12 protein-coding genes are annotated in these 13,959 nt (G+C 65.5%); 2 read left to right on the forward strand and 10 right to left on the reverse strand.

From position 1 onward, the window contains the following. Positions 1–52: 52 nt before the first annotated feature. The 4 genes from BWR02_RS14945 to ilvA form a co-directional block, all read right to left on the reverse strand. On the reverse strand, positions 53–991 hold the full coding sequence (locus tag BWR02_RS14945; protein ID WP_139558732.1) for a CobW family GTP-binding protein: 939 nt from the start codon (positions 989–991) through the stop codon (positions 53–55). Further along, a complete protein-coding gene (locus BWR02_RS14950) occupies positions 988–2,781 on the reverse strand; it encodes an amidohydrolase (protein WP_139558733.1) in 1,794 nt (597 codons plus the stop codon). Before BWR02_RS14950 ends, BWR02_RS14945 begins: the two co-directional genes overlap by 4 nt. Before the next feature lie 81 nt (positions 2,782–2,862). Then, complete coding sequence (locus BWR02_RS14955; protein WP_139558734.1) at positions 2,863–4,800, reverse strand: amidohydrolase; 1,938 nt, start codon at positions 4,798–4,800, stop codon at positions 2,863–2,865. Positions 4,801–5,118: 318 nt separating this feature from the next. Further along, positions 5,119–6,651, reverse strand: a complete 1,533-nt coding sequence (gene ilvA / locus BWR02_RS14960) for a threonine ammonia-lyase, biosynthetic (RefSeq protein ID WP_139558735.1) — start codon at positions 6,649–6,651, stop codon at positions 5,119–5,121. A gap of 119 nt (positions 6,652–6,770) precedes the next feature. Between ilvA and rpiA the strand changes: the two genes are divergently transcribed. After that, positions 6,771–7,427, forward strand: coding sequence for a ribose-5-phosphate isomerase RpiA (gene rpiA / locus BWR02_RS14965; RefSeq protein ID WP_129884497.1), 657 nt, complete (start codon positions 6,771–6,773; stop codon positions 7,425–7,427). A 70-nt stretch (positions 7,428–7,497) separates the two neighbouring features. On the opposite strand, the gene BWR02_RS14970 is transcribed toward rpiA, so the two are convergent. From BWR02_RS14970 to rph, 6 genes are all read right to left on the reverse strand, one after another. After that, positions 7,498–7,953 (reverse strand): F0F1 ATP synthase subunit epsilon, encoded by a 456-nt coding sequence (locus tag BWR02_RS14970; RefSeq protein WP_129884498.1) that lies wholly within the window; start codon positions 7,951–7,953, stop codon positions 7,498–7,500. After that, on the reverse strand, positions 7,950–8,672 hold the full coding sequence (locus tag BWR02_RS14975; protein WP_139558736.1) for a cytidylate kinase-like family protein: 723 nt from the start codon (positions 8,670–8,672) through the stop codon (positions 7,950–7,952). The genes BWR02_RS14970 and BWR02_RS14975 overlap by 4 nt, the downstream gene beginning before the upstream one ends. 257 nt (positions 8,673–8,929) lie before the next feature. After that, positions 8,930–9,121 carry a hypothetical protein gene (locus tag BWR02_RS14980; RefSeq protein ID WP_129884500.1) on the reverse strand — a complete coding sequence of 64 codons (192 nt, stop codon included), beginning with the start codon at positions 9,119–9,121 and terminating at the stop codon, positions 8,930–8,932. A 146-nt stretch (positions 9,122–9,267) separates the two neighbouring features. After that, a complete protein-coding gene (locus tag BWR02_RS14985) occupies positions 9,268–9,933 on the reverse strand; it encodes a Crp/Fnr family transcriptional regulator (RefSeq protein ID WP_139558737.1) in 666 nt (221 codons plus the stop codon). A gap of 89 nt (positions 9,934–10,022) precedes the next feature. Then, positions 10,023–10,631, reverse strand: coding sequence for an RdgB/HAM1 family non-canonical purine NTP pyrophosphatase (rdgB, locus tag BWR02_RS14990; RefSeq protein ID WP_139558738.1), 609 nt, complete (start codon positions 10,629–10,631; stop codon positions 10,023–10,025). An 88-nt stretch (positions 10,632–10,719) separates the two neighbouring features. Continuing rightward, positions 10,720–11,460 carry a ribonuclease PH gene (gene rph / locus BWR02_RS14995; RefSeq protein ID WP_129884568.1) on the reverse strand — a complete coding sequence of 247 codons (741 nt, stop codon included), beginning with the start codon at positions 11,458–11,460 and terminating at the stop codon, positions 10,720–10,722. A 108-nt stretch (positions 11,461–11,568) separates the two neighbouring features. Between rph and BWR02_RS15000 the strand changes: the two genes are divergently transcribed. After that, positions 11,569–13,947: a penicillin acylase family protein gene (locus tag BWR02_RS15000; protein WP_139558739.1), complete on the forward strand. Its 2,379-nt coding sequence runs from the start codon at positions 11,569–11,571 to the stop codon at positions 13,945–13,947. Positions 13,948–13,959: the final 12 nt, after the last annotated feature.

Raw genomic sequence — 13,959 nt, forward strand, 5'->3', positions numbered from 1 at the left:
CAGAAAGCATCGGTCGCTATAGGCTTGGCTTTATGCCGGCGGCCGCGCGCGCTCAGGCCAAATCGTGTTGGCCGCCGGTCATCGCAGCCGCGGCGTCGACCGGGTCTGGACCCGCCTCGGCGCGCCCGATCACGATCAGTTTCGTGCGCCGATCGGACGTTCCCCAACTCTCGCCCGGCTCCAGCGTCCAGCGCGCGCCCACCTGCTGGTACACCTGGCGGCGATCGGGATCGCTTTCCAGCGCAACGAACCCCTTGACCCGGTAGACGCCCTCACCGAAGCCTGACGCCAGGCGCTCGACTTCCTCGAGCGAAAGAGGGCGCTCCCATTCGAGGGTCCAGGTGCGAAACGCCTCGGGATGAGGCGGGAAGGCGGCGGCCGGCCTAAACGCAACGCGTTCGTGCGCATAGCCGAACAGGACCTCCAGTGGCACATCCGAGTGCCGGGCTTCGATCACTGGCGTTCCCGGCGCCTGCCCGGATACCCAGCCGCGGAGTTCCGACAGATCGCTGGTCGTCACCAGATCGGTCTTGTTGACGATGAGCAAATCGGCTTGCGCCAGTTGCCGCAACACGGTATCGCCGACATACCCATCGGTGGCCTGTGTGCGGATCTGCTCGGCATCCACCAGCACCAGGATGCCGTCCAGCGGCAACTCGTACATCTGCCCGTACTGGGCGATCTTCGCGGGATCGGCCACGCCGCTGGCCTCGATGATCACGTGGTCGAAGTCACCGGCCCGCGCCAGAATCGACGCGATGGCGGCCGCGAAACCGTTGACGAGGCTGCAGCACAGACAGCCGTCGGTCAACGCAATGGTGTCGCCGTCGTGGTCGCGGATCAAGGACGCGTCGATGTTGACGCTGCCGAAATCATTGACCAGTACGGCCATCCGCCGCCCGGCCGCCTGGGTCAGAATCTGATTCAACAGCGTGGTCTTGCCGGCGCCCAGGTAGCCGCCGATGACCGTGAAAGGGAGATGGCCCGTCACGCCGCGGTTCGCCGGTATACGGACTTGCCTTCCTTCAGCGTCTCGACCACCTGGATGTCAAGGATCTTGTCGGTCTCCACCGTCAGCGGATCGCTGTCGAGGATGACCAGATCGGCGAGCTTGCCGGGGGTTAGTGTGCCTTTGCGATCTTCCTCCCGAATCTGCCAGGCGGCGTTGATCGTCAGCGCCTTCAGCGATTCCCAGCGGTCGATTCGCTCATCGGGACCGATCACGGTGCCGGCCCGCGAGCGCCGAGTGACCGCGGACCACATCACGCGCATCGGGTCCATCGGGCAGACGGAGAAGTCGGTGTGATTCGAGCACACGAGCCCTTGAGCGATGGCCGATTTCATCGGGCTGATGAAGGCCGCGCGCTCCGGCCCCAGGTTGGCAGTATGCTCTTCGCCCCAGAAGAAGGTATGCATCGTGAAGAAGCTGGGGGAGAAGCCGAGTTCCGCGTACTTGGGCAACTGGTCCGGACGCATGCACTGGGAGTGGATGATGACCGTGCGCCGGTCCTGGTCCGCGCGAACGCCGGCGAGGCGGGCGGCGTCGATGATCATGTCGATCGCGGCATCGCCGTTGGCGTGCGTAAACACCTGGATGCCCTTGTCGAAGACGGCCTTCAAGGCCTTGTTGACGACCTCGGGCGGGAACAGGGGCTGGCCGCGCCAATTCGTCTCGCCGCCGGGACCCGGCGTCAGCAGGGGTTGCGTCCAGAAGGCGGTTTTCCCCTGCGGCGAACCGTCCGTGGGCGCCTTGACGCCCTGCAGCTTCAGCCGGTTGCGGTAGCTGCCGAAAGCCTTCGGGGCTTCGTCGGGGAGATCCATCGGACCGCCCTTGAAGTCCGGCGCGTACTCGCGGATCAGCGCGGGCACCTCCAGGATCAGCGGCAAGGACACGATGTCGAGGTAAAGCCGGCCCTCGTCGGCGCCCTTGCGCAGGAACTTGAGGTCCTTGGCATGCGTCGCGCCTTCCGAGCACGTGGTCACGCCGGCCCGCGCATAGATCTGCTGGGCCGCGTCCAGCGTGTCGAGCAGTTCCGTTTCGCTGGGCTGCGGCATGTTGGCGAAGATCGGCAGGAAGGCCGTCTCCATGATGAAGCCCGCGGGCTTCTGGGTGCCCGGCACCCGGTTGATGACGCCGCCGGGTGGGGTCTTGGTCTGCTCGCTGTAGCCCACCTTCGCGAACGCGGCGCTGTTCAGCACGGCGCCATGGTTGGAACTGTGGATCAGCATGACCGGGTTGTCGGGGAACGCGGGATCCAGCTCGCTGGCCAACAGCTCGCGCCCTTCGGCAAGATTGGAGCGGTCGTAGCCGTAACCGATGATCCAGTCGCCGCGCTTGAGGCCCTGCTGTTTGACGTGCGCCTGCAAGATCGGCACGAAATCGGCGATCCGTGTCACGGGCCCGACCGGCGGTCCGGACACGTTGGCCCACCGGACGATCTGCGGCGCGTTCATGAAGTGACCGTGGGAGTCGATGAACGAGGGCATCAGCGTCTTGCCACGCAGATCGATGACCTCGGTTGCACCGGTGCGGGTTTGCATGACCTCGTCCAGGCTACCGGCCGCCAGGATCTTCCCGCCGGCGATGGCCACGGCCTCGACGTGGCGATGCCCATCGTCCATCGTCACGATGTTGCCACCGTGATAGACGCGCTCCGCGCCGGTTCCCGAGGGCAGCGTGACCGTTCCAGAGCAGGCCGGCAGTTGGCTTGTGACGGCCGCGCCCAGCGCAGTGGTGACTCCGGTCTTGATGAACCGGCGGCGGTCTATCGCATCGGTCATGCGTGCTGCTCCTGGTGGTTTAAGGGATCGTGAGTGGTTCGGGTCCGCGCTGGTTTTTGGCGGGTGGTCGTCCAGAGGCCGTCAGTGATCGTGCGTATGGTTCATCAGGTTCGCCACGTGCACCATGGCGGCCTGCGTGACCGCGGCGTCCTGCTTGGCTTGTGCGCTCGCCGCAACCTTGGCCGGTTTCGTTCCGCTTGGCTTCAGGCCTCCCGGCACCGGCTGCACCCGTCCCTCCAGCATCGTGCCCCAGACCCGTATTTCCTTTAACTTGTCCAGCGGCACGTCGTACGGGCTCTGGTCCAGCACCGTCAGGTTGGCATCCTTGCCGACTTCAATGGACCCGACCTTGTTCTCCATCCGGATCGAGTAAGCGGCGTCGAGGGTGATGGCCTTCAACGCGAGGTCGACCGAGACGCGGTGCCGCGGGCCGGCCACCGGCCCTTCGAACGTGGTCCGATTGACTCCCGCCCATACCAGCTGCAGTGGCTTGGCGGGGGCCATGGGCATATCGGAATGAAAGGACACGGAAATCCCGTCCTTGACGGCATCGCCGAGCGGCACCATGTTCTCGGAACGCTCCGGGCCGATGCCGAGCTTCGCATAGCGACCCGCAAGTGCCGTGACATAGTAGGGATTGGCGCTGATGATGCCGCCCAGCTTGCCCCAGCGTGCGACCTGATCGGGGGTGGCGAAACCGAAGTGCACCAGCACGGTTCGGTGATCCTGCCGCGGCTTGCGCGCCATGGCTTTTTCGAGGTTGTCCAGCAGCACATCCATACCGGCATCGCCGTTGTTGTGGATGTGGATCTGGTAGCCGGCATCCCAGTAATTCTGGAAGGCGTGGGTGAACAGGGGCGGGTCCATGATCCAGGCGCCGTGGTGTCCGTCGGTATACCCGTCCTTCATCTGCATGAGCTGGCTGTAGATGGCACCGTCGGAGAGCAGCTTGGTCTGCTTCGGTAGAAAGAAGGTGCGGCCCCTGCCCCAATTCATCACCTGCTCCGTGTCCGCGACCAGGGCGGCGCCATCGGCGGGGTTACGCGCGGCGAAGGTCTTGCCGTCGGCGATGAAGCAATGGTTGAACGGGGTGGCATCGTCGCTGTAGACCGCGTTGATGGCCTCCTGCAGGGGCTTCGAGAAGAAGCCGCCCGGCTCGCAGGCCAGGGTAATGCCGTTGCGATGGTAATAGACCTCGGTGAATTCCAGACCCTTGCGAAACTGCTCGGGCGAGGCCAGCACCGGCGCCAGTTTACCGAGGATCGCGATGGCGCCCTGTTCGAAGAAATGGCCCTTGGCCAGGCTCGCCTGTTGTTGCGCACTCGCCGGCATGCCGTCGATGAACGCCTGGTCGATACCGACCAGCTTGAGTGCGGCGCTGTTCAGGTAGAACTCGTGGCAGGAACGGTGCCACACGATCACCGGGAGCTTGGGCGCCAATTGGTCGAGTAGCGCCCGCGACATGCCGTTGCCGTGAAAGTACTGGTGGAAGCCCCAGGTGATGAACGGCTTCCGTTTGTCCGGGTGCGCCGCCAACGCCTTCTTCAGACGGGCCATGTACGTCTGCTCATCCCGGGTGGCCGGGGAGAAGCCGTCGATCGCGTCCCAGTCCTCGATGGAGATCACCTTGGTGTTCATCGTCAGCGCTGCCAGCACCGGGTGGACGTGCTGCTCGACGAAACCCGCGGTCACCACCCTGTCGCTGAAGGTAGTGTCGATCTTCGCGCTCGGACCCGCCGCCGCCACGACCTGATCGCGGCTACCGACCGCCGTGAAGCGCCCGTCCTTGACGGCAATCGCCTGGACCCTGGGCTGGTTCGGGTTCATGGTGATGAACTCGCGCGCCACGTAGACGCGAGTCGGACTACCCTGGTCAACGATCCGGCCGGCCAATTCCTGCAGGGAAAAGTCCGCGGTGGTTTCGCCGCCTGCTGCGGGCGCTTCCCCGGCCAGCAAGAACGCGCTGAAAAGGGTCACGGCGAGCAGCGGTGACGGCTTGGATTGATAGCTATCACTCATGTCAGTGCTCCAGGAATATTTTGGGAAGGTTGAAAACGATTGTCGGTGAGTCGGGTGCCCATACGGGTCATGCTACTGGAGGGTCCAAGCCGACTCCATCGTCCCGTCGCCATATGTCAGCGGCTGGTTGCCCTGATGATCGACGGCAATTGTGGAGGCAGTTGGGACCGAGCCTGCGTTACCGGCTGATGAGATCCGCGCCTTCGCAGTTCGGTATCGACGACAGGGAGCGGCGGCCGCGCCACACCGAGGTGCGGGAAGGCGTGCGATCGCCGGAATCGCCGCCGGGGCGGTCCGACGGTGTCCCGGGTCGCGAATTCAGCGGCGCGCGTTGCCGCCCGCAAAGAGGCGGTAGGCGGGATTGACCGTCTCGTCCGCATAGGCGTAGCCGGTCGCGTCGAGGAACTCGCGGAATGCCCGGTGTTCCGCCTTGGGAACTTGCAGGCCCATCAGCACGCGGCCGTATGCCGCGCCGTGGTTGCGGTAATGGAACAGGCTGATGTTCCAGCGCCCGCTCAGCAATGACAGGAAGTTCAACAGCGCGCCGGGCCGCTCTGGGAATTCGAAGCGGTAGATCACTTCATTCAGCAGGCGCGGTGCGTGTCCGCCGACCATATAGCGGATATGCTCGACGGCGAGTTCGTTGTCGGTCATGTCGGTCACCGCGAAGCCCCGGGCGCGCAGTTCGTCGATGAGCCGTTCGCGGTCGCCGCCGCTGGGCGCGATCGCGATGCCGGCGAAGACGTGGGCCTCGTGCTCGTCGAAATAGCGGTAGTTGAATTCGGTGACGCTGCGGCGGCCCAGGGTGCTACAGAAATCGAGGAAGCTGCCCGGGCGCTCGGGGATCGTGACGGCGAGCAGCATCTCGCGGCGCTCGCCGACCTGGGCGCGTTCGGCCACGTGGCGCAGCCGGTCGAAATTGATGTTGGCGCCGCTCTCGATCGCGATCAGCGTCTGATCGCGGAATCCCGTCTGTTCCGCGTACTTCTTCAGCCCGGCGATGCCCAGCGCGCCGGCCGGTTCGGCGATCGAGCGCGTATCGTCGAAGATGTCCTTGATCGCGGCGCAGATCTCGTCGGTGGTGACCGTGATGACGTCATCGACGCAGTGCTGGGCGACGTGGAAGGTTTCCTTGCCGATCTGCCGCACGGCGACGCCGTCGGCGAACAGACCGACCTGCTTCAGCATGACGCGACGGCGCGCCTTCATCGCGCGGTGCAGGCAGTCGGCATCCTCGGGTTCGACGCCGATGATGCGCGTGTCGGGCCGGACGAATTTCACGTAAGCCGCGATGCCGGCGATCAGGCCCCCGCCGCCGACCGGTACGAAGATCGCGTGGATGTCGCCGGGATGCTGGCGCAGGATCTCCATGCCGACCGTGCCTTGCCCCGCGATCACATCGGGATCGTCGTAGGGGTGGACGAAGGTCAGACGGTCGCGCTCGGCGAGTTGCAGGGCGTGTTCGCAGGCTTCGTCGTAGGCATCCCCGAACAGGACGGTCTCGGCGCCATGGCTCCGGACCGCGGCAATCTTGATCCCCGGCGTGGTGCAGGGCATCACGATCCGCGCGCGAATGCCGAGCTTGCGCGCGGCCAGTGCAACACCCTGCGCGTGGTTGCCGGCCGAGGCGGCGATCACGCCGGCTGCCCGTGCGTCCGGATCGAGCTGCGCCATCTTGTTGTAGGCGCCGCGCAGCTTGAACGAGAAGACCGCCTGTAGGTCCTCGCGTTTGATCAGCACCCGGTTGGCGTAGCGTTCGGACAGCGCCGGCGCGGGATCCAGCGGCGACTCGACGGCGACCTCGTAGACGCGCGCGCGCAGGATGCGCTCGATGTAGGGTTGCAGATTCATTGCGGCCGGCGGCCGCCGTCGATCATGAAGTGTGGCGTTCGGGTCGCCACATGACAGTTAGGGGCTCTACCAAGTATGATCTTGCGCGATTCATACCAGTCCAACCAAAGGATGCACACATGACGCCCGATGAACTCAAGAGAAAGGTCGCTGAAGCCGTAGTCGATTACGTCAAGGACATTCCCGTCATTGGCGTCGGCACCGGTTCCACGGTCAACCATTTTATTGAACTGATGGCCGGCTTCAAAGGCAAGATCGACGGCGCCGTGTCCAGCTCCGAGGGGACCAGCGCGCGGCTCAAGCAGGCCGGCATTCCGGTGCTCGACCTGAACGACGTCGGCACGCTGGAGATCTACATCGACGGCGCGGACGAAATCAATCCGGCGATGCAGATGATCAAGGGCGGCGGTGCCGCGCTGACGCGCGAGAAGATCGTCGCGGCAGCCAGCAAGAAATTCATCTGCATCGCCGACGAGAGCAAGCAGGTGGACGTGCTCGGCAAGTTCCCGCTGCCGATCGAAGTCATCCCGATGGCGCGCAGCTACGTCGCGCGGCAGATGGTTGCGATGGGCGGCCGTCCGGTCTGGCGCGAGAACTGCGTGACCGACAACGGCAACCAGATCATCGACGTGCACGGCCTCAACCTCGTCGATCCGCTGTCGATGGAGAAGGCGATCAACGACATCCCCGGCGTGGTCTGCGTCGGCATCTTTGCGCTGCAGCCCGCCCACATGGCGCTGCTCGGCACGCCGAGCGGAGTCAAAGTCATCGGCTGACCCTGCCTCTGCGGAGTCGTCCTCACCGGTCGTGCCGCACCCGCGGCGCGGCGCGGCGGGACCACTCCCCTCAGCGTGACCGTCGCGGGTCGTGCAGGTGGAGGCGCTCCGCGTACTCCAGCACCCGCAACTGCGCGAGCGCCTTGACCAGTTGCAACTGGGCTTCGTCGCGATCCTTGAACAGCGGATTGCGCTTCAGGATCGATTCCGCACGCCGCTTCGCCGCCAACGCAGCGGTTTCGTCTATCTCCTCCGAGCGCAGCATCTGATCCGCCAGCACGGTCACGGCCGTGCGCTGCACTTCCATGAATCCGCCCGACACGAAGTAGACCTCTTCGTGGCCTTGTTCCGTTTGCAGCCGGACTGCCCCCGGTTTCAATCGGGTCAGCAGCGGCGCATGCCCATACAGAATGCATACCTCGCCCAGGGCAGCAGGCGCCACGAGCTTGGTACAGGGGCCGGAATAGATCAGGCGGGCTACATCGGCGATTTCGACGTCGACACAACGGCCGGGCGACTGGCTCATTTCGTGGGCGCTGCCTCGAACAGGTGGTAGCCGGCGGCGCGCAACGCCATCAGGATGACCGGGGCGGCCTGTTCCGGCGGAATCTGGTCGGTGTTCAAGACCAGATCGAAGTTTTCGGCATTGTTGAGCGACACCTGGCGGTCGTGGTCCCCGAACAGCTTCTTGATCGACTGGTGCCGCTGCGAGTTAACTTCGAGTACCTGCTTTTCGGCCGCGCGGCGGCTGGCTCCGGTTTCGGCCATCACGCGCTGGACACAGGTTTCGAGCGGCGCAATCACGCGAATGCGGAACGCCTTTTCGCCGTTCAGAATCAGATGGGCCCCGCGTCCGATCAGAATCGCGTCCTTTTTGGCCAGATCCTTCACGACGTCGTAGAGGTACTTTCGGTAGTGTGCGATATGGTTCGCGGCGCCGGTCAGCATGCTGGAGATCGCGGCCGTGATACCGGACGTCACCTGCTCGTCATGCAGTTCAACATGAAACTCGGAGGTTTTCGACCGCTCCGCGATCAAACGGAGTATTTCACGGTCGTAGAGCGGGATGCCGAGGCATTCCGACAAGGCGTTGCCGATGAGTTCGCCGCCAGCTCCGAAGTCGCGCGAGATCGTGATGACGACTTGTGCGTGGTGCGGGTGCGCGGCATCGCCGCGATAGTGATTGGCTTCGTATTCCTTCGCCAGGATCGCCTTCAGGAAGGCGTAGCAGTCGGTATTCGGCATGCGATCTCTCCCGCGAGAATCGGGATGGCGAAGGTACTTGAGCCCCAGCCCGATGGGCTGCGCTTCCGACCGTCGCTCCGAGGGCGACACATCCGTGCCATTGTGAGGTTGTCGTGCACGCGGCCCGAAGGCTACATGCGGGTCTCATTATGGACGAAGGACCCAGGCTCCGCTATCCCCCGGGGCCATCGCCATCGATTCGGGGGGAGGTTCCGCGCCGCGTATTCGGGAACCCCCGGAAGGCGTCCGCTGCGGGATCAGTCCGCGGGTTTCCGGTCGGCGGCCCGACTCTTGTCGGCCAGGCTGCGGTCGAGGGACCAATTGATGATGAAGCCCAGCGTGAAGGCGAGGAGGGCGCCGAACATCAACGGGCCGGCGAACGGAATCTCATGCGGGTCGTTCAGCTTGAAGCCGATCAATGTCGACAACCAGTCCAGGATCAAGCCCATCGTCATGTCTCCGAGATGAAAAGTGCACCGGGTGGCTGCCGCGCGGGTGTTCCGCGCGGAGCCGTCGACACGGCTTTCGGGCCGTGTTGAGCGGGATAGTGCACCTGTCCACTCAGGCTTTCAGTGATCGAGTCACAATGGGGTCGTCAGGGCAGCTGGACGGACGCGCGGAGAGCCGTGGGATCGCGTACTTCGATAGAGCCGCGGCCCAGTCGGATCCAGCCTTGGTGCTCGAGACGCTTGAGGTGGCGGGATACCACTTCGCGGGCGGTACCCAACTCGTCGGCGAGTTCCTGATGGGTTCGTGTCACGCGCATCTGTCCGTCGGCCAACAGGGTCTGTACCAGCCGCTCGCCGATGTCGCCAAAAACGACGTCCGATAGGCGGCCCATGACTGCTGCGAGGCTGGCGGCGAAACTGCGGAAAATATGGCAGCGCAGTGCGGGCGACTGGTCGATGGCCTCGCGGAACGTGTCGCGCGGCATCAGGAGTGCGGTGGTCGCGGCCTGCGCGACGCCTTCGGCCGGATACAACGTGTCGCTGAGCAGACAGGAAGTCGTCAGGACGCAGGAGCCGCCCGATCCGACGTGATACAGCACGATCTGACGGCCGAGTTCCGACAGCACTTGGCAGCGAATCACGCCTTCGGTCACGAAGGCGTAGCCGCGGCATGGCGAACCGGGATAGAAGACCTGCTGGCCCGCCCTAAGTTGCATGAGCGTGGTTCGCTGTAATGCCTTTTCGAGCGGTGGATCCGGCCGTTCGAACAGGGCCGGAAAGTGCGCGATGAGGAGTTCTCGGTGATCTGGCATGAGGCCTCCGGGGGCGTCCACCTACGCCGGTTGTCGGGTCTGGGGCTTTGCGCCATGCATCCGGCCTGCAGTGGCCGGCTGCTTCCGAGCTAGCCTCCTGGCTTGAGTTGCGCGACCAGCGCGCGCAACGCCTGTCCGCGATGGCTCAGACGGTTCTTTTCGGTCGCATCCAGTTCCGCCGCGGTCCGTCCGGATGCGTCGACGAGGAACACCGGATCATAGCCGAAGCCCGAGGCGCCGCGTGCCGCGGTCGCGATGCGCCCTTCCCAGCGACCGTGGGCGATCAGCGGGCTGGGATCGCGGGCATGCCGCAGCAGTACGATCACGCAGTGGAAGCGGGCGGAGCGCTGGTCTTCGGGTACCGAGGCCATCGCCGCCAGCAATTTGTCGACGTTGTCGCGATCGGACGCTTGCCGCCCGGCATAGTAGGCGGAGTCCACGCCCGGAGCGCCGCCCAGGGCATCGACGGCCAGGCCGGAATCGTCGGCGATGGCGGGCAGGCCGCTCTGTTCAGCGGCGTGGCGGGCCTTTAGAATCGCGTTTTCAATGAACGTCAGGCCGGTTTCCTCCGCCTCGGCGACGCGGAATTCGGACTGGGGAACGATTTCGTAGCCCGTGCCGGACAGCAGTGCGCACAGTTCGCGGATCTTGCCGGCATTGTTGCTGGCGAGCACCAGGCGCGACCCGCTGACGCTCATGACCGGCCTCCCGGCGCGTCGCCGGCAACCGTGCCCAGCACCCGGATTGCCGCACGCTGACGGCCTGTTGACGGAGGGGAGGCCGGCATCAGCTCTTTGTCGGCGATACTTTGCTGGCGGCTATCGCTTCCAACTGGTGTTGCATCAGTTCCCGAATGCCGCTGTTCGCAAGATCGAGCATCGCGTCGAGTTCGTCACGGCGGAAGGCGTGGCCTTCGGCCGTGCCCTGCACCTCGACGAAGGCGCCGGCATCGTTCATGACGACGTTCATGTCCGTTTCGGCATCGCAGTCTTCGGCATAATCGAGATCGAGAACCGGGATGCCCCGATGGATACCGACCGACACCGAGGCGATCTGCCCATGCACCGGATTGATCCGCAGCTTGCGTACTTCCATCAGGCGCTGAACCGCGACCACCAGCGCGACATAGCCGCCGGTAATCGAAGCCGTCCGGGTGCCGCCGTCCGCCTGGATCACGTCGCAGTCGATGGTCACGGTGCGTTCCCCCAGCGCTTCGAGATTCATCGCGGCCCGCAGCGAACGTCCGATCAGGCGCTGGATCTCCATGGTCCGGCCACCCTGTTTGCCGCGTGAGGCCTCGCGGCCCGAGCGCTCGTGGGTGGCGCGCGGCAACATGCCGTACTCGGCCGTGATCCAGCCGCTGCCTTTACCCTTCATGAAGGACGGGACGCGCTCTTCGATACTCGCGGTGCAGATGACGCGGGTGTCCCCGAATTCGACCAGCACCGAGCCTTCGGCGTGCTTCGTGAAATGGGGAGTGATCCGGATGGCCCGGAGCTGGCCCGGTTCTCGTCCACTGGGTCGCATGAAGTGCCCTCTCAAGCAAAGCGCTCCAGTCTACCCTAATCGATGCGTCCGTCCCAAACCCGCGGGGTTCTCATTTTCCGGCGAGCGGTGCCGCGGATGAGTCGTTCGATGCGTCGAGTGATGCGATGGCTGCTGTGGACGCCAGCGGTGCTGCTGCTTCTGGGCGCCACGCTCGCGCTCGTGTGGCTGTACCGCTCGCTGCCCGGAACCGACGGCCGTGTCGTACTGGCGGGTCTGGAGCGAGAGGTTGCGGTCACGCAGGACGGATTGGCGGTGCCGGTGATTCGTGCCGGCAGCCGGGTCGATGCCTACCGCGCGCTCGGCTACCTGCACGCGCGCGACCGGCTGTTCCAGATGGATCTGGCCCGCCGCAAGAGCGCCGGTGAACTGGCGGAGATCCTCGGGGACAAGCTACTGGCGACCGACCGCCGGCAGCGGGTCTATCAGGCGCGGCAGGCCGCCCGCGCGGCGGCAGCGGCGCTGCCGCCTGAGCAGCGCACCGTGCTGGAAGCCTACGCCGAAGGCGTCAACGCGCTGATGGCATCGCTCCGGGCCTGGCCGCCCGAGATCGAACTGCTCGGTTACCGGCCGGGGCCGTGGCGTGCGGAGGACAGCCTGCTCGTCGCCTTCGGGATGTTCCAGACCCTGACCACGCAGGAACAGGACGAGCGCATGCTGACGGTGATGCAGCGGGAACTGCCACCCGAGGTGTTTGCCTTCCTGACACCGGATGCCGATGAGTACGGCCGGCCCCTGGTCGGGGGCAGCGAGCCGCGCCGGCCGGCGCAGCCCATTCCGCTGGCAGCCCTGGCGACACTGAGCGGCGAGCGATCCGCACAGCCGTTGCGTGTCGCCGTGGATGCCGATGGCCTTGTCGCCGGTTCCAACCAGTGGGCCGTCGGCGGGCGCAAGACCCGCGACGGGCGCGCCATGGTCGCCAATGACATGCACCTGGCGCTGGGCTTGCCGAATACCTGGTATCGGGCCGAACTGCGCTACGGCGCCGCCCGCATGGCAGGCGTGACGCTGCCGGGTTTGCCGCTGCTCATCGCCGGCAGCAACGGTGCGGTCGCCTGGGGTTTCACGAACGTCGATGCCGATGTCATGGATCTGGTGCGGATCGAGACGGACCCGGCCGATCCGGACGCGTACCGAACGCCCGCGGGTCCGGTTCGATTCGACACGCACACCGAGACCATCCCGGTGCGGGGCGCGGAGTCGCTGACGGTCGATCTGCGTCGGACCATCTGGGGACCGGTATTGCCCGACCCTCTGCTCGGCTCGCCCGTGGCCTTGCGCTGGACCGCGCTGCAGCCCCAGGCGATGAACCTCGGTCTCCTTGAAATGGACGGGGCGATGACGCTGGAGCGAGCGATGGCCGTCATGAATCGCTGCGGTATCCCGCCCCAGAACGTCGTTTTGGCCGACAGTGGAGGGCGTATCGCGTGGACTTATGCCGGCGTGTTTCCGAAGCGCCGGGGCTTCGACGGACTGGTAGCGCGAAGCTGGGCGGACGGGACTGTCGGATGGGAAGGGTTTCTTCCGCCCGAAGCCCTGCCGCGGCTGATCGACCCGGTTGACGGCTACATCGCGACGGCCAACAACCGGACGCTGGGGCGCGAGTATCCGCATCTGATCGGTCACAATTTTTCCCATGGCTTCCGGGCGTTCCGTATCGCGCAGCGGCTTGCCGCGATGGATGGGATAGAGGAAGCCGATCTGTTGCAACTGCAGTTGGACACCGGCAGTGAGTTTTTCGAGTTCTACCGCCGGCTAGTCCTTGAGCTGACCGCGACGCCCTCGCCTGGAGGTGGCAGTGAACTGGCCGACGCGCGCCGCAGTGCCGAAGCCTGGGATGGGCGCATGGAGGCCGACAGTCGCGGCATCGCGCTATTGGTGCGCTTTCGGCAGCGGCTGGCGGCGACGGTCTTTGAGCCTTTTCTGCGCCGCTGCGTGCAGGCAGAGCCGGGTTTCGCCTATGCCTGGCGCGAAATGGAAACGCCGCTCCGGGCGTTGCTCCGGCGACGCCCGGAGGCTGCTCTGCCGGACCGGCGCCACGCCAGTTGGCGCGGGTTTCTGTCCGCCGAACTCGAGTCCATCGTCCGGCAGTTGCGGGCCGACTACGCGATCGACAGGGTGGACAAACTGACGTGGGGCCGGGTCAACGAGATCCACGTCCGCCATCCGTTCGGCCGGCTCATTGCACTGCTGTCGCCGTTCGTCGATATGCCGGTGTTCGGCAGTGCCGGCTGCTCCGGCTATTGCGTGCGCATCCTGAGCGGCGAGCACGGGGCCAGCGAACGCTTCGTCATCTCGCCGAACCATGCCGCGGACGGACTGTTCCACATGCCCGGAGGTCAATCCGGCCATCCCCTGTCCGCCCACTACCGGGATCAGCACCAGGCCTGGGTCGACGGCGCGCCCCTGCCGTTCGAGGCGGGTGTTGCCGAACATGGGCTGACGCTCGTGCCCGCCGGCGCCGACTGACTCGGGGTGGTA

Source organism: Methylotetracoccus oryzae (assembly GCF_006175985.1).
GTDB lineage: Bacteria > Pseudomonadota > Gammaproteobacteria > Methylococcales > Methylococcaceae > Methylotetracoccus > Methylotetracoccus oryzae.

Coding starts and splice junctions, on each gene's coding strand:
- rpiA (WP_129884497.1), top strand. CDS start 6,771: ATGACGCCCGATGAACTCAAGAGAAAGGTCGCTGAAGCCGTAGTCGAT.
- BWR02_RS14950 (WP_139558733.1), bottom strand. CDS start 2,781: ATGACCGATGCGATAGACCGCCGCCGGTTCATCAAGACCGGAGTCACC.
- BWR02_RS14975 (WP_139558736.1), bottom strand. CDS start 8,672: ATGCCGAATACCGACTGCTACGCCTTCCTGAAGGCGATCCTGGCGAAG.
- rph (WP_129884568.1), bottom strand. CDS start 11,460: ATGCGACCCAGTGGACGAGAACCGGGCCAGCTCCGGGCCATCCGGATC.
- BWR02_RS14970 (WP_129884498.1), bottom strand. CDS start 7,953: ATGAGCCAGTCGCCCGGCCGTTGTGTCGACGTCGAAATCGCCGATGTA.
- rdgB (WP_139558738.1), bottom strand. CDS start 10,631: ATGAGCGTCAGCGGGTCGCGCCTGGTGCTCGCCAGCAACAATGCCGGC.
- BWR02_RS14955 (WP_139558734.1), bottom strand. CDS start 4,800: ATGAGTGATAGCTATCAATCCAAGCCGTCACCGCTGCTCGCCGTGACC.
- BWR02_RS14980 (WP_129884500.1), bottom strand. CDS start 9,121: ATGGGCTTGATCCTGGACTGGTTGTCGACATTGATCGGCTTCAAGCTG.
- BWR02_RS15000 (WP_139558739.1), top strand. CDS start 11,569: ATGCGTCGAGTGATGCGATGGCTGCTGTGGACGCCAGCGGTGCTGCTG.
- ilvA (WP_139558735.1), bottom strand. CDS start 6,651: ATGAATCTGCAACCCTACATCGAGCGCATCCTGCGCGCGCGCGTCTAC.
- BWR02_RS14985 (WP_139558737.1), bottom strand. CDS start 9,933: ATGCCAGATCACCGAGAACTCCTCATCGCGCACTTTCCGGCCCTGTTC.